The 20,760-nt window shown below is 65.3% G+C and carries 17 protein-coding genes; 11 read left to right on the top strand and 6 right to left on the bottom strand.

The features are described from left to right. The first annotated feature begins 12 nt into the window (after positions 1 to 12). From AWB81_RS06530 to AWB81_RS06520, 3 genes are all read left to right on the top strand, one after another. Entirely contained in the window at positions 13 to 435 is a 423-nt protein-coding gene (locus AWB81_RS06530; RefSeq protein ID WP_062633390.1) for a dihydroneopterin aldolase, read from the top strand. Next, complete coding sequence (locus AWB81_RS06525) at positions 416 to 676, top strand: hypothetical protein (RefSeq protein ID WP_062633388.1); 261 nt, start codon at positions 416 to 418, stop codon at positions 674 to 676. Before AWB81_RS06530 ends, AWB81_RS06525 begins: the two co-directional genes overlap by 20 nt. Before the next feature lie 114 nt (positions 677 to 790). Continuing rightward, positions 791 to 2,209: an MFS transporter gene (locus AWB81_RS06520; RefSeq protein ID WP_062633385.1), complete on the top strand. Its 1,419-nt coding sequence runs from the start codon at positions 791 to 793 to the stop codon at positions 2,207 to 2,209. A gap of 35 nt (positions 2,210 to 2,244) precedes the next feature. On the opposite strand, the gene betA is transcribed toward AWB81_RS06520, so the two are convergent. From betA to AWB81_RS06500, 4 genes are all read right to left on the bottom strand, one after another. Further along, entirely contained in the window at positions 2,245 to 3,930 is a 1,686-nt protein-coding gene (gene betA, locus AWB81_RS06515) for a choline dehydrogenase (RefSeq protein ID WP_062633383.1), read from the bottom strand. A gap of 11 nt (positions 3,931 to 3,941) precedes the next feature. Further along, entirely contained in the window at positions 3,942 to 5,411 is a 1,470-nt protein-coding gene (gene betB / locus AWB81_RS06510) for a betaine-aldehyde dehydrogenase (protein WP_062633381.1), read from the bottom strand. A 35-nt stretch (positions 5,412 to 5,446) separates the two neighbouring features. Further along, positions 5,447 to 6,034, bottom strand: coding sequence for a transcriptional regulator BetI (gene betI, locus AWB81_RS06505; protein ID WP_062633379.1), 588 nt, complete (start codon positions 6,032 to 6,034; stop codon positions 5,447 to 5,449). Positions 6,035 to 6,122: 88 nt separating this feature from the next. Continuing rightward, positions 6,123 to 6,347 carry a hypothetical protein gene (locus AWB81_RS06500; RefSeq protein WP_062633377.1) on the bottom strand — a complete coding sequence of 75 codons (225 nt, stop codon included), beginning with the start codon at positions 6,345 to 6,347 and terminating at the stop codon, positions 6,123 to 6,125. A 71-nt stretch (positions 6,348 to 6,418) separates the two neighbouring features. On the opposite strand from AWB81_RS06500, the gene AWB81_RS06495 reads away from it, so the two are divergent. Both AWB81_RS06495 and fdhA read left to right on the top strand, forming a co-directional pair. Further along, positions 6,419 to 8,083, top strand: coding sequence for a trimethylamine N-oxide permease (locus AWB81_RS06495; RefSeq protein ID WP_062633374.1), 1,665 nt, complete (start codon positions 6,419 to 6,421; stop codon positions 8,081 to 8,083). Positions 8,084 to 8,210: 127 nt separating this feature from the next. Continuing rightward, positions 8,211 to 9,410, top strand: a complete 1,200-nt coding sequence (gene fdhA / locus AWB81_RS06490) for a formaldehyde dehydrogenase, glutathione-independent (protein WP_062633373.1) — start codon at positions 8,211 to 8,213, stop codon at positions 9,408 to 9,410. A gap of 48 nt (positions 9,411 to 9,458) precedes the next feature. Here the strand turns inward: fdhA and AWB81_RS06485 are convergent, their stop codons facing one another. Then, positions 9,459 to 9,920: a hypothetical protein gene (locus AWB81_RS06485; protein WP_062633371.1), complete on the bottom strand. Its 462-nt coding sequence runs from the start codon at positions 9,918 to 9,920 to the stop codon at positions 9,459 to 9,461. A gap of 361 nt (positions 9,921 to 10,281) precedes the next feature. Between AWB81_RS06485 and AWB81_RS06480 the strand changes: the two genes are divergently transcribed. Together AWB81_RS06480 and AWB81_RS06475 are read left to right on the top strand one after the other, a co-directional pair. Then, positions 10,282 to 11,268 carry a glycosyltransferase family 2 protein gene (locus AWB81_RS06480; RefSeq protein WP_087134832.1) on the top strand — a complete coding sequence of 329 codons (987 nt, stop codon included), beginning with the start codon at positions 10,282 to 10,284 and terminating at the stop codon, positions 11,266 to 11,268. Between the two features lie 238 nt (positions 11,269 to 11,506). Further along, positions 11,507 to 13,579 (top strand): tetratricopeptide repeat-containing protein, encoded by a 2,073-nt coding sequence (locus AWB81_RS06475; protein ID WP_062633369.1) that lies wholly within the window; start codon positions 11,507 to 11,509, stop codon positions 13,577 to 13,579. A gap of 17 nt (positions 13,580 to 13,596) precedes the next feature. Here AWB81_RS06475 and hpnA read toward each other — a convergent pair whose 3' ends face one another. Next, on the bottom strand, positions 13,597 to 14,607 hold the full coding sequence (gene hpnA / locus AWB81_RS06470) for a hopanoid-associated sugar epimerase (protein ID WP_062633366.1): 1,011 nt from the start codon (positions 14,605 to 14,607) through the stop codon (positions 13,597 to 13,599). 173 nt (positions 14,608 to 14,780) lie between these two features. On the opposite strand from hpnA, the gene AWB81_RS06465 reads away from it, so the two are divergent. From AWB81_RS06465 to AWB81_RS06450, 4 genes are all read left to right on the top strand, one after another. Further along, positions 14,781 to 17,969: a response regulator gene (locus AWB81_RS06465; protein ID WP_062633365.1), complete on the top strand. Its 3,189-nt coding sequence runs from the start codon at positions 14,781 to 14,783 to the stop codon at positions 17,967 to 17,969. 98 nt (positions 17,970 to 18,067) lie between these two features. Next, positions 18,068 to 18,916: a CheR family methyltransferase gene (locus tag AWB81_RS06460; protein WP_087134837.1), complete on the top strand. Its 849-nt coding sequence runs from the start codon at positions 18,068 to 18,070 to the stop codon at positions 18,914 to 18,916. A gap of 2 nt (positions 18,917 to 18,918) precedes the next feature. Continuing rightward, complete coding sequence (locus tag AWB81_RS06455; RefSeq protein WP_062633364.1) at positions 18,919 to 19,542, top strand: chemotaxis protein CheB; 624 nt, start codon at positions 18,919 to 18,921, stop codon at positions 19,540 to 19,542. Then, positions 19,539 to 20,678 carry a hybrid sensor histidine kinase/response regulator gene (locus tag AWB81_RS06450; RefSeq protein ID WP_062633363.1) on the top strand — a complete coding sequence of 380 codons (1,140 nt, stop codon included), beginning with the start codon at positions 19,539 to 19,541 and terminating at the stop codon, positions 20,676 to 20,678. Before AWB81_RS06455 ends, AWB81_RS06450 begins: the two co-directional genes overlap by 4 nt. The last annotated feature ends 82 nt before the right edge of the window (positions 20,679 to 20,760 follow it).

The following is a 20,760-nucleotide window of genomic DNA, read 5'->3' as shown; positions in this document are numbered from 1 at the left end:
CCGTTCGAGCCTATGTCGCCGGGGGGACGCGGCTGGCGCATCGTGGTCGATGAGCTGGTCGTGGACACGCGCATCGGTCTTCACGCGCATGAGCATCGTGCGCCTCAGCCGGTTGCGATCGATGCGAGCCTGATCTATCGTGGCGTGCCCGACGAGGCGTGTTCGCATCTGCTCGACTATGAGGCGTGGTGCGAGCGCGTGAGCGCGTTTCTGACTTCCAAGCCGCATACTCGTTTGCTGGAGATGCTGGCCGTGGAGATCGCGGCGCTGTCGTTCGACGAATGGCCCGCGCTCGATGCGATCACGCTGTTGCTCTACAAGCCGAAGATTCGCGAAGGCACGCGGCGGCTGGGTATCGAACTCGACTGGCGGCGGGCGGATTTCGACGCGTGGTCGATGCGGGAGCGTTCACGTCATGCTGTCGACGCGGGTTGAAACTACGAGGCTTTCCGAGCTTGCCTGCAAACAGCGCGATGTGCGTGCGGCGGTGGCTTTGCTCGAACAGAGCATTGCGTTGAAGCATCGGAAGATCGCGCTGATCCGGTATCTTCATGCGCAGTATCTCGGGGCGCCGCTGGAGGAGCGGCATCACGAATATGTGCACAGGGTTGCCGCGCGGCTCAGTCATGAGGCGCTGGCGCGGGTGGCGCGTGCCGCGCGGGCCCGAGTCAGGTGATGTCGCCTGGATACAAGCCGGACGACGCATTTCTTCTATAACCCCCTTTTATGTCGGCATCTACTGAACAGGCCCAACTTGTCCGCGGCGACAGCCCGCAAAAAGGAAAAAGCCATGTCCATTGCCGTACAGCCGCGCGCGAGCGCCGCCGCCCGCCTCGAACGCCTGCCGTTCTCGGGCTATCACCGCACCATCTTCATCATCATCGCCATCGCGTTCTTCTTCGACTCGGTCGACCTCGGCACGATGACCTTCGTCCTCGGTTCGATCAAGACGGAGTTCGGCTTGTCTACCGCGACAGCCGGCCTTGTCGCGAGCGCCAGCTTCTTCGGCATGGTGCTCGGCGCGGCCGTCGCCGGCCTGCTCGCTGATCGCTTCGGACGCCGCCCGGTGTTCCAGTGGAGCATGGTCCTGTGGGGACTTGCGTCGTATCTCTGTTCGACCGCGCACAGCGTCGAATCGCTGATCTTCTTTCGCGTATTGCTCGGCGTCGGAATGGGCATGGAGTTTCCGATCGCGCAGACACTCCTCTCCGAGTTCGTTCCCGCTGCCTCGCGCGGACGACTCATCGCGCTGATGGACGGCTTCTGGCCGCTCGGCTTCATCGCGTCGGGCGTGGTGTCGTACTTCGTGCTGCCGCAGTTCGGCTGGCGCACCGAGTTCGCGCTGCTCGCCATCCCCGCTGTGTTCGTGCTGATCGTGCGGCGGGTCGTGCCGGAATCGCCGCGCTGGCTCGAACATCGCGGACGTCTCGCCGAAGCGGACAAGGTGCTCGCTGAAGTCGAAGCGAAGGTGATGAAAGCGCGCGGCCTGCGCGAACTGCCCGCGCCCGCGATGCTGAGCGAGCCGCCCGCGCCGAAAGGCACCGGCGCGTTCCGCGAGATCTGGAGCGCGGCATACAGGCGGCGCACCGTCATGGTGTGGATGCTGTGGTTCTTCGCGCTGCTCGGCTTCTATGGCCTCACGTCCTGGCTCGGTGCGCTGATGCAACAGGCCGGCTTCGCCGTGACCAAGTCGGTGCTCTACACGGTCCTGATCTCGCTCGGCGGCGTGCCCGGGTTTCTCTGCGCGGCGTGGCTCGTCGAACGCTGGGGACGCAAGCCGACCTGTATCGCGTCGCTCGTCGGCAGCGGCGTGATGGCCTACGTGTACGGACAGACCGCCTTGCACGCGGAAACGCCGACGCTCCTCATCTGCGCGGGCCTCGCGATGCAGTTCTTCCTCTTCGCGATGTGGGCCGTGCTCTACACCTACACGCCGGAGTTGTACGGCACCGGCGCACGCGCGACGGGGTCCGGGTTCGCATCGGCGATCGGGCGCGTGGGTTCGCTGATCGGACCGTATGTGGTGGGGGTCGTGCTGCCCGCGTTCGGGCAGGGCGGCGTGTTCTCGCTCGGCGCGTTGTGCTTCGTGATCGCGGCGGCGGCGGTGTGGGTGCTCGGCATCGAGACACGCGGACTCGCGCTGGAGACGCTCGTATCGGAAGCGGTAGAGTCTGATGGGAACGGCGTGCTGAGTCCGGTGCGCGAATGAAAAAAGAGCCGCTTGGTTAGCGGCTCTTTTCGCATTCAAACTATCGCAAACTCCTTCTTCCTCGCCTTCGCTCCATTCGCGACGAAGTAGGGCGTATCGACGCGGACCAGCGCTTCGCGTCCGCGAATGCAGTCCGCGATCTTCTCGGCGAGCATGATAGTCGGTGCGTTCAGATTGCCCGTGGTGATCTGCGGCATGATCGACGCATCGACGACACGCAGCGCTTCCAGTCCGTGCACGCGCCCTTCGGCATCGACGACGGCCATGTCGTCGTAGCCCATCTTGCACGAGCACGAAGGATGGAAAGCCGTTTCCGCGCGCGCGCGGACAAAGGCGTCGAGCTGATCGTCGCTCGTGAGTTCGGCGCCCGGATGCAGTTCGCGTCCGCGATACTTGTCGAGCGCCGGCTGTCGCATGATCTCGCGCGTGATGCGGATCGCGTCGCGGAATTCGCGCCAGTCGAGCGGGTCGGACATGTAGTTGAACAGGATGCTGGGATGCGCATTCGGATCACGTGACTTGAGCTTCACGCGTCCGCGGCTCGGCGAGCGCATCGAGCCGACATGCGCCTGGAAGCCGTGCATCCTGATCGGATTCGAGCCGTTGTAGTTGATCGCGACCGGCAGGAAGTGATACTGGATGTTCGGCCACGGATCGTCGTCGCGCGTGCGGATGAAGCCGCCCGCCTCGAACTGGTTGCTCGCGCCTGTTCCCGTGCCGTTCAGCATCCATTCAAGGCCGATTGCCGGCTGGTTCCAACATTGCAGCGCCGGATAAAGCGACACCGGTTCCTTGCATTCGTACTGCATGTACATCTCGAGGTGATCCTGCAAGTTCTCACCTACGCCCGGCAAGTCGAGCACGAGCGGGATGTCGAACTCGCGCAGCCACGTCGAGCGTCCGACGCCCGAGCGCTGCAACAGTTGCGGCGAGGCGATCGCGCCGCTGCACACCAGCACTTCGCGCCGAACGTGCGCGGTGATGCGCTCGCCGCCATGCAGGTACGCGACGCCGATGGCGCGCTTGCCCGAGAACAGCACGCGATCCGTGACCGCGTGCGTGACGATGGTGAGGTTCGGCCGCGTTTTCGCGCGATCCAGATAGCCGCGCGCAGTGCTCGCGCGGCGGCCCCTGGCGGTCACGGTGCGGTCCATCGGGCCGAAGCCTTCCTGCTGATAGCCGTTGAGGTCTTCGGTGCGCGGATAGCCCGCCTGCACACCCGCCTCCACCATCGCGGCGAAGAGCGGGTTGTTGCCGGGCTTGCTCGTCGTCACGTGCACGGGGCCGTCGCCGCCGTGATACGCATTCGCACCGACATCGCGCGTCTCCGCCTTGCGGAAATACGGCAGGCAATCCAGATAGGTCCAGTCTTCCAGCCCTTTCTGTTCGGCCCAGTTGTCGTAGTCGAGCGCATTGCCGCGGATATAGCACATGCCGTTGATCAGCGACGATCCGCCAAGCCCCTTGCCGCGCCCGCACTCCATGCGACGGTTGTCCATGTGCGGTTCCGGGTCGGTTTCGTAGGCCCAGTTGTAACGGCGTCCCTGCAGCGGATATGCGAGTGCCGCCGGCATCTGCGTGCGGAAGTCGAAGCGATAGTCGGGGCCGCCGGCTTCGAGCAGCAGCACGGTGACGTCTGCGTCTTCCGTCAGGCGCGTGGCGAGCACGTTGCCCGCCGATCCCGCACCGACGACGATGTAGTCGTATTCGTTCGCGCTCATCGGAAACTCCTTCAGAACACCGGTTGATAAGGGCCGAGCTCGACCTGCACGGACTTGATGCGCGTGTAGTGTTCGAGCGTCGTGATGCCGTTCTCGCGCCCCACGCCCGACTGCTTGTAGCCGCCGACCGGCATCTCCGCGGGCGATTCGCCCCATGTGTTGATCCAGCAGATGCCCGCTTCGAGACGATGAATCACGCGATGCGCACGCGACAGGTTCTCCGTCACGACGCCGGCCGCAAGGCCGTATTCCGTATCGTTGGCGCGCGCGATGGCTTCGTCTTCGTCGTCGAACGCGAGGATGCTCATCACCGGGCCGAAGATCTCTTCGCGCACGATGCGCATGTCGTCGCGGCAATCGGTGAAGACGGTCGGCGCGACGAACTGGCCGCGCGCGAAATCGCCTTCCGTCATGCGTGCGCCGCCCGCGATGAGACGCGCGCCTTCCTGCTTGCCGCTTTCGTTGTAGCCGAGCACCTTCTGCAACTGCGCGGCGCTTGCGAGCGGGCCGAAGTTGGTGGAAGGCTCGGCAGGCGAGCCGACGCGAATGCGCTTCACGCGCTCGACGATCAGCGCTTCGAATCGTGCGAGCACGGAACGTTGCACGAACACGCGCGTGCCGTTGGTGCAGACCTGGCCCGAGCTGAAGAAGTTGGCGCTCATCGCGATGTCGGCGGCGCGTTCGAGGTTCGCGTCGTCGAAGACGACGAGTGGCGACTTGCCGCCGAGTTCCATCGTCACTTCCTTGAGCGACGATCCGCCCGCGAGCGACATCACCTTCTTGCCGGTTTCGACGCCACCCGTGAACGACACCTTCGCGATGCCAGGGTGCGCCGCGAGCATCGCGCCGACGCGCCCGTCGCCCTGCACGACGTTGAAGACGCCGTCGGGTACGCCCGCTTCGGTATAGATTTCGGCGAGCTTGAGGGCCGTGAGCGGTGTGACTTCGCTCGGCTTGAAGATCATCGCGTTGCCGGCGGCGAGCGCTGGCGCGGACTTCCAGCACGCGATCTGGATCGGATAGTTCCACGCGCCGATGCCCGCGCACACGCCGAGCGGCTCGCGACGCGTATAGACGAACGACTCGGGGCGCAGCGGAATCTGCTGGCCTTCGATCGCTGTAGCAAGGCCCGCGTAGTACTCGATCACGTCGGCGCCCGTGACGATATCGACGGCCTTCGTTTCCGCGATCGGCTTGCCGGTGTCGCGCATTTCCAGTTCGGCGAGTTCGTCGTTACGCTCGCGAAGCAGTTCGACCGCGCGCCGCAGGATGCGCGAGCGCTGCATCGCGGTCATCGCGGCCCAGACGCGCTGGCCTTCGCGCGCGGACTGAACCGCGCGATCGATGTCCGCCGCCGATGCCTGCTGCACGGTCGCGAGCGTTTCGCCGGTGGCGGGATCGAGCGTGTCGAAGGTCTCGTTGCTCGTGGCGTCGACATGAGCGCCGCCGAGGTAGAGGCGTTGCAGTTCGTATGCGGGCATCGCGTGCTCCTTGCAGAGGGATTCGGTTGCTCGACTCAGTTGCGTGCTTCGAGCACGAGGTCGATGTATTCGTTGGCGAGACGCATCGCCGCTTTGGTGTCGAACGGCTCGCCGGACAGTGCGCCGCGCAGCCACAGGCCGTCGATCAGCGCGGCAAGGCCGCTTGCGGCCCGCCGTGCGGCGGCGCGCGGCAGCGCCTTCGAAAATTCCGCGCACAGGTTCGAATTGAGGCGCCGCGTGTTCACGTACTGAAGCCGGCGCAATTGCGGCCTGTGCATGCTTTCCGACCAGAACGCGAGCCACGTCTTCATGACAGGGCCGCTCACTTGCGCCGCATCGAAATTCGCCGCGACGACGGCGCGCAGCTTCGAGCGCGGATCGGACTTCGCCGCGCGGCGCCGGCTCGACGTCGCGTTCCACAGGTCGCGCAACACATGGCGCATGGTGGCTTCGAGCAGGCCGTCCTTGTCACCGAAATAGTGGCTGACGATGCCCGTCGAAATGCTCGCGCGCTGCGCCACCGAGGCGAGCGTCGCGCCGCCGAGACCGGCCTGGTCGATGGTCAGGAGCGTGGCGTCGATCAACTGAGCGCGGCGTATCTCGCGCATTCCAAGCTTGGGCATGACGTCGTCCTCCGGCGCGTTTCGTGGTTTCGGGCGGAACAATTTTGCAAATTCGAGATGGCCATGTTAAGGTTTTTATATTGAACGGTCAATCAATAAAAACCGCCGCGGACACCTGCGGCGGCTCGGCCAAAACGAACGACCGGTCAGCGCAGGGAAGGAGACGTCCTCGCGCTCGGCCAATGAGAAGAGCAACCACGCGGATGCACGCCGTCCGCGACAGGCACGTCGGGCCTTCGCGCCAAGCGAAAACCGAATGCGAATCCGGCGGCACTCCTGCCGCACGCTGCACGGGCAATGCATCGATGCCCATGCGGCATTCCTTCGAACTGCCTGCCACGCCACGCACCCCACGCGCGGCGCGCGCCTGAATGGAGACGACCGATGGAGCAAGCGGAACTGCGTGCACGCAGCGACATGATCGAGCACGCTGCGCATCACACCGATCAACCGAGCGGCGCGCTGCGTCGCGGCCTGACATGGAAGGATGCGTTCTGGGTCACGAGCGGCGTGCCGGCCGGCGTGCTGTTCACCATCGGCGGCGTCTGCGCGACGATCGGCCAGCCCGCCTGGGCGATATGGATCGCGTCGATATCGATGGGTCTCATCCAGAGCGCCACTTACGCCGAGATTTCCGGGCTCTTTCCGCACAAGTCCGGCGGCGCGTCGGTGTATGGCGCGATTGGCTGGGTGCGCTACAGCAAGCTGCTCGCGCCGGTCTCGGTGTGGTGCAACTGGCTCGCGTGGTCGCCGATGCTCGCGCTCGGCACGGGTCTTGCCGCGAATTACGCGCTCTCCGCGCTCTTTCCCGCCGATGCCGCGATCAACACCTGGCATCTCAAGCTCGCCGATCTCTCTTTCGTGAAGCAGGGCCTGACGCTGCGCATCAACGCAACGTTCCTGCTGGCCGCCGCGCTCCTCTTGATCACGTTCAGGCTGCAGCACAGCGGCGCATCCAAGGCTGCGAAGACGCAGCGCATTCTTGGCATCGCGTCGCTCACGCCGCTTCTGGTCGTCGGCATCGTGCCGTTCGTGACTGGCGACGTGCCGCTCTCGCATCTATTTCCGCTCCTGCCGCTCGGATACGACGCCGCGGGCAACGCGAGCGCCTCGACCTTTGGCGCATGGAACGGCACCGGCATCACGATGGCGATGGGCGCGATGTTCATGGCGGGCTGGGCGTCGTACGGCTTCGAGACGTCCGTGTGCTACACGCGCGAATTCCGCGATCCGAAGCGCGATACCGCGAAGGCGATCTTCTGGTCGGGTGCGTTGTGTCTCGTCGTGATGACGCTCGTGCCGCTCGCGTTCCAGGGCGTGCTGGGAACGCACGGCATGCTGGACCCGCGCATCGTCGATGGAACCGGGGTCGGCGCGGCGATGGCGCACATGATCGGCGGCGGCGCGTGGGTGGCGAATGCGATCGTCGTGATGCTGATGCTTTCCGTGCTGCTGATCGTGATGACTTCGATGATGGGTTCGTCGCGCACGTTGTACCAGGCGTCCGTCGATGGCTGGCTGCCGCGCTTTCTCTCGCATGTGAACGAGCACGGCGCGCCCACGCGCGCGATGTGGACCGACCTCGGCTTCAACCTCGTCCTCCTGATGATGTCCGATTACATGACGGTCCTGTCGATTTCGAACGTCTGCTACATGATCTTCGTGTTCCTCAATCTGCAGTCGGGCTGGATTCACCGGATGGATCGCGGCAACTGGTCGCGGCCGTTTCGCTGTCCGACGTGGCTGCTCGCGGCGGGCGCGCTGTGCGGCTACGCGAACCTCGCGTTCATCGGCGCGGGCGCGGACCTGCAGGGAGAAGGGACGATGAGGAACGGCCTGATCGCCATGCTGCTGATCGTGCAGGTGTTCGCCTATCGCCACTTCTGGCAGGACAAGGGGCGCTTTCCCGCGCGCATGAAGGAGGACATGGAGCTTGAACCGTCTGCGTCGCGGCGGCGCGGCGTGCGCGACTTGCTGCCTTATGGCGCGCTCGTGCTGGCGGTCGCGGTCGTGTGGATCGCGCATCGGCTCGCGTACGGTTCCCACTGAGCGTGTCGCAATCGTTCAAACCGGTGTCGCGTTGTGCGTGCCTCACAGGGTGCCCGCGGCGCTACGCTCGATAGACGGGGCGTGACGTGCAGTCATGCCAGCCGTCCACGAGACATGGAGACGAACAATGAGCAGCAATCGCGGCGTCGTGTATCTAGGGCAGGGCAAGGTGGAAGTGCAGTCGATCGACTATCCGAAGATGGTCGATCCGCGTGGCCGCGACATCGGCCACGGCGTGATTCTCAAGGTGGTCAGCACCAATATCTGCGGGTCCGACCAGCACATGGTGCGCGGCCGGACCACGGCGGAAGTCGGCCTCGTGCTCGGGCACGAGATCACCGGCGAAGTGATCGAGATCGGGCGCGACGTCGAAACGCTCGCCATCGGCGATCTGGTTTCGGTGCCGTTCAACGTCGCCTGCGGGCGCTGCCCGACGTGCAAGGCGCAGCACACCGGCGTGTGCCTGAACGTGAATCCGTCGCGCGCGGGCGGCGCGTACGGCTATGTCGACATGGGCGGCTGGATCGGCGGGCAGGCCGAATACGTGATGGTTCCGTACGCCGACTTCAATCTGCTGAAGTTTCCCGACCACGCGCAGGCGATGTCGAAGATCCGCGACCTGACGTGCCTCTCCGACATCCTGCCGACGGGCTACCACGGCGCCGTGATGGCGGGCGTCAAGCCGGGCGCGACCGTGTATGTCGCGGGCGCGGGACCGGTCGGGATGGCGGCGGCTGCTTCGGCGCGCCTGCTCGGCGCGGCGTGCACGATCGTCGGCGACATGAACGAGGAGCGTCTCGCGCATGCGCGCAAGATGGGCTTCGAGACCATCGATCTCTCAATGGACGCCACGCTCGGTGAGCAGATCGAGCAGATTCTCGGCAAACCGGAAGTGGACTGCGCGGTGGATTGCGTCGGCTTCGAGGCGCATGGCCACGGCAGCAGCGGACACAACGAGGAAGCGCCGGCGACCGTGCTCAATTCGCTGATGGAAATCACGCGCGCAGCGGGCGCGATCGGCATTCCGGGCCTTTACGTGACCGACGATCCGGGCGCCGCCGACGCCGCCGCGCGTAAAGGAAGCCTGAGCATTCGCTTCGGACTCGGCTGGGCCAAGTCGCATTCGTTCCATACGGGACAGACGCCCGTGATGAAGTACAACCGCAACCTGATGCAGGCGATCCTGTGGGACCGGCTGCCGATCGCGGATATCGTGAACGTTTCGGTGGTGTCGCTCGATGAAGCACCGGAAGGGTACCGGAAGTTCGATGGCGGTGCGCCGCGCAAGTTCGTCATCGATCCGCACGGGCTCCTGAAAGCCGCCTGAGCGGCGCGCGGGCGGCCGCATTCGCGGCGGTCCGCTTGAACGCGCGTCTTAGCGCTTGGTCAGCATCGCGTACATCTCGATGACCGTATCGGGCGAGAACGTAAACGGCACCCAGCCGTGGCCCGTATGACGCAGCACGAGCAGGCGGTCGCCGTTCGACTGCTTCTGCGTCGCCATCGTCGGATTGCGCGTGGCGGCGAAACGCCAGCCCGGCGGCAGGCCGCCGGGCTGTTCCACCGTCATCGAAGCGCGCGCGTTCGAGAGTTCCTCGATCAGCCGCGAAACGCCCTCGGGATTGAGCAGCACCGACTGTCCGCCGATCGACATTTCGATCGCGTCGCGGTCCGGGCGCGACACATTCAGCATCGGCTTTTCGTCGGCGGCAGCTTCGGCCTGTTGTGGCGCGGCTCCGGTTTCTGCGGCGGGTTCGGTATCGAAAGGAGTGTTGGCGGCCTGGAGGAGCTCATCGAGGCTCAACTCCAGCGCGCCGAGCTGGTCTTCTAGTTTCATGCGATTGCCTTGCGTCTCGTGTGCCTTGCTATCCAAGGCCGCGATTTTACCCGCTGCACCCCCGCGCCGTCCCTACACCTTGTGACAAAATGCTCGTAGTGCGTTGATCCGATGCAGTCCTTACACGTAGTCAGGGCAGAACTACCGACCGTCCGCAGCGGCGGTCGCACAATCGGTCGGGCCCCGGATTTGCCTCGCGCGAAGTCGGGGTGTCTGTGCGAAGTCGCACAATGGACGACATACTGATCCGTTAGCCTTTTCTGGTCATCAACCTGCATGCTTCCCTGGTGCAGCCCTGCACGAAGCACGTGGCACGAAAAAGGGCGGCCGGACGGGAAGCTGCGTCGACCGGAGACCGAGATTGCCCAAGCTCATGTCAGTTGTCGTGCCGGCATATAACGTCGAGGGATTCATCACCGCCGCTCTCGATTCGCTTCTGTCGCAACCGAGGGCGGCGGAGGTCGAACTCATCATCGTCGACGACGGCGCCACCGATTCGACCTTCGAGCGCATCGAGGAAGTGCGTTCCCGACATGCCGACAAGGACATCAAGGTAATCCGGCAGAAGAATGGCGGCCTGAGCGTCGCGCGCAATGTCGGCATCGCGGCGGTGACGACGCCCTACATCGGCTATCTCGATGCCGACGACCTGCTGCACCCCGACTTCTGCGAGATCATCCTGCCCCTCGTCGAGCGGCAGGCTGCTGACATCATCGAATTCGATGTCCGCGTGATGAATCTCGCCGGCGAACTCGTCGATCACCTCAAGTTGCTGCCGCCGGGCGCCAAGGGCTTTACGCCCGGCGGCATGCCCGCGCTGATGGAATTCGCGAACGTCTTCCAGAACTTCGCGTTTGCGCGCGTGTATCGCAGCGAACTTTGGGACGGCGTGCCGTTTCCACCCGGCCGTGTGTATGAGGATGTTGCGGTCATTCCTGGCATTTACTCGAAGGCGCGCAGCCTTTATCGCGTGCCGGAAGAGCTTTATGTCTACCGGCGCCGGCGAGACAGCATTACGTATCGGGCGAGCAGTTTCACCGTGCACTGCCTCGGCCTGTGCGCGGAAGAAGCCCTCGAACGCAGCGACGAAGATACGGCGAACGAAGCGTACTGGATGACGATCTTCGACAAGGCGTTTCGCTACATGTGCCTCGAGGCGTCGAAGACGCCGAGCAAGGATCATCGGGAGGCGGAAGCGCGCGTGCGCAGTGTAGCGGACAAGTATCGCGAGCATGCGGCGGGGCGGACGTTGCCGCCGGTCGTCAAGTATCGCCGCCAGTTGTTTCTGGACCGGCGCGTGTTTCAGGCGAAGCAGATCGTGAAGCGCTTCGTGCTGCGGGCTGCGTGAGGGTGCGCGGGGCGCGGGGGCGATTTGTCCAGGGCGGGCGGAACGAGCGACGGGATTTCCGCGCGGCACACGCGTTTTGACGAACAATCAGCCACCCAAAGGCGCATCGCGCATAACAATTGTCTGAGACGACAGGTATTCCTTTACTAGATTACTGCCGAGGCGAGTCGCTCGCCCGCCGCAACGATCGAACCGGCCGATCCCGACACCGGGCGTCAGCGGGGCAAAGGAGTACGACATGCGCGCATTCATCGTTCGCCCCTTCGGCACGAAGCGGGGAATGGACTTCGACCATGTCGGCGAGACGCTGATCGACGCCGCGCTGACCCAATGCGGCATAGAAGGCCGGACGACCTCGGAAATCATGAGCCCCGGCAATATCCGCGAGTCGATGTTCGAGCTGCTCCTGACCGCCGACATCGTCATCGCGGACATGACGCTGCACAACGCGAACGTCTACTACGAACTCGGCATCCGCCACGCGTTGCGCGACCGGATCACGGTCCTGCTGCGCGGCGTCGGCGGCGAGCTTGCCGAGCTGGCGCCCGACGCCGTGCCCTTCGACCTGCTGACCGACCGCTACGTGGCGTACCCGATCGGCAATCCGGCCGAGGCGCTCGACAAACTCGTCGCGGCAATCAGCCAAGGGTCGGCCTCGTCGGTGTCGGACAGCCCCGTCTTCAAGCTCCTGCCGAAACTTCGCGCTCCCTCGCCGGACGACTTCCTTGCGGTGCCGGTCGGCTTCAAGGAATGCGCCGATCGCGCCATCGAGCGGGCGAGCAAGTACGCTGCGACCGGGACGCGCGACCTCTACTGGGGCGACCTCGCGCTGCTGGCCCGCGAAGCGCGTTCGTTTCCGTGGGCGAGGGCGGGCCTGCGCCTGATTGGCCGCAAGCAGTTCGACCATCAGCGGCACGTGGGCGCGAGGGCGACCTGGGAGGCGATTCTTCGCAACGACGAATCCGACCTCGAAGCGAACCTGAAGCTGAGCACTATCTATCAGAAGCTCGGCAACTTCAACGAGTCGAACGATGCAGTCGAGCGCATTCGCTCGCGCACCGACCTGCCGCCTTCGCTGCGTGCCGAAAAGCAGGCGCTGCTCGGCAGCAACCTGAAGGCGCAATGGCTGGAATCGCTCAAGGCTTCGCCGCCCGAATCCACGCTGGAGTCCGGGCTCTTCGCCGATTCGCTCGCCGCGTACGAGGAAGGCTTCAGGGCGGACCGCAACCATTACTACTCGGCGATCAACGCGGTTGCGCTCAGGGTGATCCAGCGCGAACTCGCGCAGCTCTATCCGCAGCAGTGGGAACTCAGTCAACCCGACGACGATAGCCTCGAACCGGCCGAGATGGCCTCCCGCGAACTCAATCGCGTGAAGGAGCGGATCGATAGCCTGAAGGCAGGCGTGGCGCTCGCGCTAGAAAGCGCGGACCAGACTGAAAAGGAGAAAAACGCGGTCTGGCGAGCTTTTACGGCAGCCGATCTGCGCTGCCTCGTGAGCAGCGATCCGAGAAAGGTCGGACTGGGGTACCGGCAGGTCGTCGAGAAGTACAAGGACGTGTCGCCGATCGCGATCAATTCCGCACGGGCGCAACTCATCCTGTTGCAGACGGTCGGCGTGCTGAGGGACAACGTCGCCGCGGGCCTCGCCGCGTTTCCCCCGGTCGATACGGCTCAGGCCGAGGCGCCGGCCGGCGCACGCAGCCGGATCGTCCTGTTCGCGGGACATTGCGTCGACGACGCCGGCCGGAAGAATCCGCGCTTCCCGCGCACGCCCGAAGCGCGCCAGGCGGCGGCGCAAGCCATCGGCAAGCGATTGCAGCGCGTGTGCGAGCGGCCGGGCGGCGTGGAACTGGGAATGGCAAGCGGGCGCAGCGGCGGCGACATCCTCTTCCACGAGGCCTGCAAGGCGAGCGGTGTCGCGACGTGGATGTATCTCGCCCGGCCACGGGCGTCCTTCACGAATCTGGCCGTGCGCCCCGCCGACGACGACTGGCTCGACCGCTTCGACACCTTGTACGACGAACTCGGCGCGACGTGCCGCGTGCTGCTGGACCTCGATCCGGACGCCGACCCGCAGGTGGGCTTGCCCAAATGGTTCGCACAACAGCCGCCCTATGACGTCTGGCATCGGAACAGCGTGTGGATGCTGTTCAACGCGCTAGCTTTCGGCCCCGATCGCGTGACGCTGATCCTGCTCTGGGACAAGGACCCCGCAGGCGACGACCCCGGCGTCACGAAGAAGCTCGTCGATCTTGCGGAGGAGATCGGGGTCGAGGTGGACATCATCGACAGCAAGACCGTGTTCTGATGCGCCCGAGGCCCGCGTCAGCGGGTGAGATAGCCGTTGGCCCGGAACCAGTCGAGCGCGTCGCGCAGGCCTTCGCGGTACGGCCGCGCGCGATAGCCCAGATCGCGCTCCGCTTTCGCGGACGTGAAGTACATCTTGTTCTTCGACATGCGCAGCGCGTCGACGGTCACGAACGGCTCGCGCCCGGTGAACTTCGCCACCAGTTCCGCGCCGACGGCGAGCGGATAGAGCGGGCCGCGCGGCAGCCTGATCGTCGGCGGCTTGCGGCCTGACAGCGCGGCGATGTCGGCGAGCATCTGCTGGAGCGGCAGGTTCTCGCCGCCGAGGATGTAGCGCTCGCCGATCGCCCCGCGTTCGAGGGCAAGGAAATGGCCGGCCGCGACGTCGTCGACGTGCACGAGATTCAGGCCCGTGTCGACGAACGCGGGAATCTTGCCGGTCGCGGCCTCGACGATGATGCGCCCGGTCGGCGTCGGCTTGACGTCGCGCGGGCCGATCGGCGTCGACGGATTCACGATCACCGCCGGCAGCCGGTCGTTCGCGACCATCCGCTCGACGGCGCGCTCGGCAAGCACCTTGCTGCGCTTATACGCGCCGATGGTCTGGCTCGGGTCGGCGGGCTTCGTCTCGTCGACGATCACGCCCGCGCTCGTCACCTTCAGCGTCGCGACGCTGCTCGTGTACACGATCCGCTCGACGCCCTCGGCGAGCGCCGCGCGCATCGTCGCTTCGGTGCCGGTGAGGTTCGAGCGCTCGATCTCGCCCGGGTCCGGCGCCCAGATGCGGTAGTCGGCGGCGACGTGAAACAGGAAGCGCACGCCCTTTAGCGCGGCGCGCATCGACGCTTCGTCGCGCATGTCGCCGAGCACGACTTCGGCGTCGAGCGCTTCGATGTTCTGCCGCGAACTGGTTGTGCGCATCAGCACGCGCACGTCGAAGCCGCGTTCGACGGCGATACGCGCGACCGCCGATCCGACGAACCCGGACGCGCCGGTGACGAGCACGCGGCCCCTTGAAAAATCGGTCATTATTTCCTCTTTTGTGCCTTCGACGAATCGTCTGCGGGTAACATGTGCGGGCCTCCAGTGCGTGTTGAAACGCCCGCGGACCTAGGTGTGACAAGGACTTGCGGGACGTGCTAAGGTCCGTGCCTGCCGCTTCCGAGCCATGCGCGCGGTCCTAAACAAAAAGCCAACAGCCAATGTCCAAAGACAGTCGAAACCTATCCGTCTGGCTCTACTTCGCCATTTCGATCCTGCTCGTCACGGTGTTCCTGATCGACTGGCTCACGCCGATGCGCGTCGCGATCTGGGTGTTTTACGTGCTGCCGGTCGTGATGTGCATGTGGACCGACCGCCCGATCGTGCCGGTCGCGACCGCGAGCGCCGCTTCGGTGCTGATCGTCGCGGGCTATGTGCTCTCGAACAGCAGTGCCGCGGCCAACACCGACGTGCTGTCGATCAACCGCGCGATGGGCATTTTCGTGCTGCTCGTGCTGGGCGCGGTGGCCTACCTCTATATCAAATCGCGGCTGAGCGTACAACGCATCGCGTGGCTCCAGCAAGGCGTCGCGCAGATCGGTCTGCAGATGCGCGGCGAGCAGTCGCCTGCTTCGATCGGCGCGAGCATCCTGCGTTCCCTCGTGCCTTACGTCAATGCGAAAGTCGGCGTGATCTACGGGCTCGACGGCGACGAGCTCACGCGCATCGCGTCCTGGGCGCTGCCGGGCGAAGACGTCGCGCCGCGCACGATCAAGCGGGGCGTCGGGCTCACGGGGCAGATGATCGACGACAAGCGCGCGCTCGAACTGCGCGACGCGTCGGGCCATTATCTCAAGGCGGGTTCGGCGCTCGGCTCGGCGAGCGCGTCGAAGGTCGTGATGGCGCCGCTCTTCGCGGATGGCGAACTGGCGGGCGTGATCGAAGTGGGCTTTCTCGGCGAAGACAACCGTTTCGACGACACGCGCGAAGTGCTGGAAATGGCCTCCGAAGGCATGGGCATGGCGCTGCGCTCCGCGCGCTACCGCTCGCGGCTCGTCGAGCTGCTTGAAGAAACGCAGCGTCAGAGCGAGGAACTGCAGGTTCAGCAGGAAGAACTGCGCGTATCGAACGAGGAACTGGAAGAGCGCGGCCGCGCGCTGATGGACTCGCAGGCTCGGCTCGAAACGCAGGCCGCGGAACTCGAACAGACCAACGTGCAGCTTGAGGAGCACACGCAGCATCTGGAGCGGCAGAAGGCGGAACTGCTGCGGGCGCAGCAGGAACTCTCCGCGAACGCGCTCTCGCTCAAGCGCGCGAGCCAGTACAAGTCCGAGTTTCTCGCGAACATGTCGCACGAGCTGCGCACGCCGCTCAACAGTTCGCTGATTCTCGCGAAGCTCCTGCAGGACAACAAGCACGGCAACCTGAGCGACGAGCAGGTGCGCTACGCCGCGACGATCCATTCGTCGAACAGCGATTTGCTCGCGCTCATCAACGACATCCTCGATCTTTCGAAGGTGGAAGCCGGGCAGATGGACGTGCAGTTCGCGCCCGTCGCCGTCGATTCGATCCTGCAGTCGCTCAGGCAGTCGTTTGCGCCGGTCGCGCAGAACAAGGGCGTCGAATTCGTGACCGAGCACGGCGCGGGCGTGCCGCAGTACTTCGTCACCGACAACCAGCGCCTCTTGCAGGTGCTGCGCAATCTGCTGTCGAATGCGTTCAAGTTCACCGAGCGCGGGCAGGTGACGGTGGCGGTCGAGATGGCCGGCGATGACGCCTTGCGCTTCGACGTGCGCGATACGGGTATCGGCATCGCGCCCGACAAGCAGGACCTGATCTTCCAGGCATTCCAGCAGGCCGACGGCACCACGAGCCGCAAATACGGCGGCAGCGGCCTCGGGCTTTCCATCTCGCGCGAGTTCTCGCGGCTCCTGGGCGGTTCGGTGAAGGTGTCGAGCGAAGTCGGCAAGGGCAGCGTGTTTTCCGTGACGCTGCCGATCGAGGCGCGCGAAGGCATCGTGACCGCGAAGGTCGAATCGATCGGCAATTCGATGCAGCCGGCAGCCGGCGTCACGCAGTCCGCGTCCATCTCGGCGCTCGCGGCCATGGCGCCTCTGCAGGCTCAGGCCGCGCCGGTCCGCGATGCGTCGGCGTGGACGGCGCCGCCGGCGAACGTGGCCGCACCGGCGATGCCCGCGCCGAGCCCCATCGCCGACGACCGCGCGAACCTCAAGCGTCCGGACCGCGTGATCCTCGTGATCGAGGACGACCTGCCGTTCGCGAACATCCTCTACGATCTGGCGCACGAGCTCGACTTCGACTGCGTGCACGCGACCACGGCGACGCAGGGCGTCGAACTCGCGCGCGACCTGCAGCCGAGCGGCATCCTGCTCGACGTCGGCCTGCCGGACCAGTCGGGCCTGACGGTGCTCGAATGGCTGAAGCACGATCCGCTCACGCGCCACATTCCGATCCACATCGTGTCCTCAACCGATCACGCCGACGTCGCGCTGCATCTCGGCGCAATCGGCTATACGCTCAAGCCGAGCGCGCGCGAGACGCTCGCGGGCGCGATCCGCAAGCTGGAGGCGCGCTCGGCGCAGGGCATGCGGCGCGTGCTGGTCGTCGAGGACGATCCGGTGCTGCGCGAGAGCATCCACGCGCTGCTCGCGAGCGAGACGGTGGAGATCGTGGAAGCGGGCACAGTTGCTGGCGCGCTCGACGAAATGGCGCGCGCGGCCTTCGATTGCGTGGTGATGGACCTGGCGCTGCCGGACGGCTCGGGCTACGAGTTGCTGGAGCGTGTGTCGACGAGCGGCGAGCACGCGTCGCCGCCGGTGATCGTCTATACGGGGAGGATGCTTTCGCAGGAAGAGGAGCAGCGTCTGCGGCGATATTCGAAATCGATCATCATCAAGGGTGCGAAGTCGCCGGAGCGTTTGCTCGACGAGGTGACGCTGTTCCTGCACAGCGTCGAGAGCGCCCTGCCGCCGGAGCAGCAGCGGATGCTGCGGGCGGCGCGCCAGCGCGACGACGTCTTCGAGGGGCGCACGATCCTTCTGGCCGAAGACGACGTGCGCAATATTTTTGCGCTGTCGCATGTGATCGAACCGCTGGGCGCGAAGCTGGAAATCGCGCGCAACGGACAGGAGGCGCTCGATTCGCTCGCGCGGCATCCGGATGTCGATCTGGTGCTGATGGATATCATGATGCCGGAAATGGACGGCCTCACCGCGATGACCGAGATCCGCAAGCAGCCGGAGCATGCACGTTTGCCCATCATTGCGCTGACCGCGAAGGCGATGCCTTCGGATCGGCAGAAGTGCCTGGAGGCCGGCGCCGATGACTATATTTCCAAACCTATCGATGTCGACAAGCTGGTTTCGCTATGCCGGGTCTGGCTACGCTGATGCTCGGGAGGATCTGTTGAACACCGTTTGATGTTTCTGCGCATCAAACGATGTTGGACAATCAACCCAATCCCAACCCGAACGCAGCGATCAATCCCGTGTCAGAAAGCCCCCCGTCCGAAGGAACGACGACCTCGTCCACATTCGACATCGAGTTGAAACTCGTGCTGGAAGCCATATACCTTCGCTATCAGCACGATTTCCGGCACTACTCGGTCAGTTCGTTGCGGCGTCGCCTCACGCAGGCTCTCGCGGACCTCGGCATTCCCACGCTCTCGCAACTGCAGGAGCGCATCCTGCGCGATCCGGCGCTCTTCGCGCGCCTGTTCCAGTACCTCACGGTGCAGGTGAGCGAGATGTTTCGCGACCCGCACTACTTCCGCGCCATCCGCGAGCAAGTCGTACCGATTCTGCAGACCTATCCGTCGATCAAGGTCTGGGTCGCGGGCTGCAGCAGCGGCGAGGAACTGTGGTCGCTCGCGGTGCTCTTCGCCGAAGAGAAGATCGCCGATCGCACCGTGTTCTACGCAACCGACATCAACGCCGACGCCCTGCGCCAGGCCGAAAGCGGCATCTATCCGCTCGATCGCCTGGCCCGCTTCAGTCAGAACTATCTGGCCGCAGGCGGCAAGCGCTCGCTGTCGGACTACTATCACGCCGCATACGGAGCCGCGAAGTTCTCGCAGACACTCAAGTCGCGCGTCGTGTTCGCGGACCACAGCCTCGCCACGGACAGCGTGTTCCTCGAAGCGCATCTGGTGTCGTGCCGCAACGTGCTGATCTATTTCGATCGCGCGCTGCAGGACCGCGCGCTCGGGCTCTTCAGCGATTCGCTCGTGCGGCGCGGCTTTCTCGGCCTCGGCAGCAAGGAAAGCCTGCGCTTTTCCAAGCACGCCGCGAACTTCGCGGAGTTCAACGCCCGCGAGCGCATTTACCAGAAGGTGTAGCGATGAGCCCGACATCCGAAGCTTCCGCTTTCGATCCCGCCTCCGTCGAGGCCGTGGTGATCGGCGCATCGGCGGGCGGCATCGACGCGCTCAACCGCCTGCTGCCCGAACTGCCGGCGGGCTTTGGCGCCGCGATGCTCGTCGTCGTGCACATGCGCGCGGACCTGCCGAGCCTCCTGCCGGAACTCTTCGCCTCGCGCTGCAGGCTCACGGTGGTCGAGCCGAACGACAAGGACGCGATCGAACCGGGCACCGTCTACGTGGCACCGCCCGGCTACCACATGCTGGTCGAGCCCGACCGGACGATCGCGCTGTCCATCGATCCGCCCGTGCGCTTTTCGCGGCCGTCGGTGGACGTGCTGTTCGAATCGGCCGCGTATGCCTATAAAGGCGCGCTGCTCGGCATCGTGCTGTCCGGCGCGAACGACGACGGCGCGCGCGGCGCACTCGCCATCCGCGAAGCCGGCGGCCATTGCTGGGTGCAGGACCCCGCGACGGCGGGCGCCCCGGCCATGCCGAACGCCGCGATCGCGAACGGCGCAGCAAACCAAATAATGACGCTCGATGACATGGCGGCGCTTCTTTCCGCCAGCGTCGGGCGCACGCGACCTGGAGCCAACCGATGACGCAACCCATCCACGTCCTGATCGTCGACGACATCCGGAACAACATCACCGCGCTGGAGGCGTCGCTGGCGCGGCCGGACGTTTCGGTGCTCAAGGCGGAATCCGGACCCGCCGCGCTCGAGCTGCTGCTCAAGCACGAAGTCGCGCTCGCGATCCTCGACGTGAACATGCCCGGCATGGACGGCTTCGAACTCGCCGAACTGATGCGCGGCAGCCCGCGCACCGCGCACGTGCCGATCATCTTCCTGACCGCGACCGCGCAGGACACGGGCCGCACGTTCCGCGGCTACGAAGCGGGCGCGGTGGACTTCCTCTACAAGCCCTTCGATTCGCGCATCCTCAATTCGAAGGTCGACGTGTTCATCCAGCTCGAACGCCAGAAACAGCAGCTCGCCACCCAGCTCTCGACCGTGCAGCAACTGCTCGATGCGAACGAAATGCTGATGGCCGTGCTCGGCCACGATCTGCGCACGCCGCTGTCGGCCGTGATCGCGTCGGCGGAGTATCTGTCGCGTTTCGTGCAGGACGAAAACGTCGCGAGCATCGGCACGCGTATCAAGTCGAGCGGCATGCGCATGGTGCGCATGGTCGATCAGCTGCTCAATCTCGCGCGCCTGCGCGGCGGCCGCGTGACGCTGCAGCCGCGGCCGGTGGAACTGATGACGCTCGCGCGGAACATCGTCGACGAATACGAGGCGCGTGTCGGCAAGGGGCGCATCTTCATTTTTCGCGACGGCGACACGCTCCTGCAAGGCGACGGCGACCTGCTCTCGCAAGTGTTTTCGAACCTGATCGGCAACGCGTTGCAGCACGGCCGCGATGGCTCGGCGATCCAGGTGCGGCTCGACGGAAGTGCGGCCGACGAACTCGTGATCAGCGTGCAGAACGCGGGCGAAATCCCCGCCGACGTCCTGCCGACGATCTTCGTGCCGTTTCGCTCGGGGCGTTCGCAGCAGGAATCGGGCGGCCTCGGGCTCGGTCTGTACATCACGCACGAGATCGCGATGATGCACGGCGGCAGCGTGCAGGTCCGCTCGACGAGCGACGCCGGAACGACCTTCGACGTCACGCTGCCACGCGCGCCTCGTCCGCGCACGGGACGCACGGAGCCGGCGCAGCCGTTCAGGCTCAGTTGAGATTGTCAGCGGGGCTGTTGCACGCGGTTGCGCGCCTTGTCTAAAATGCCGCGTTAAAGCGTGACTACGCGACGCAACGACT

This window comes from Caballeronia arationis (assembly GCF_001544975.2).
GTDB lineage: Bacteria > Pseudomonadota > Gammaproteobacteria > Burkholderiales > Burkholderiaceae > Caballeronia > Caballeronia arationis.
This window is presented reverse-complemented; position numbering and strand designations above follow the sequence as displayed.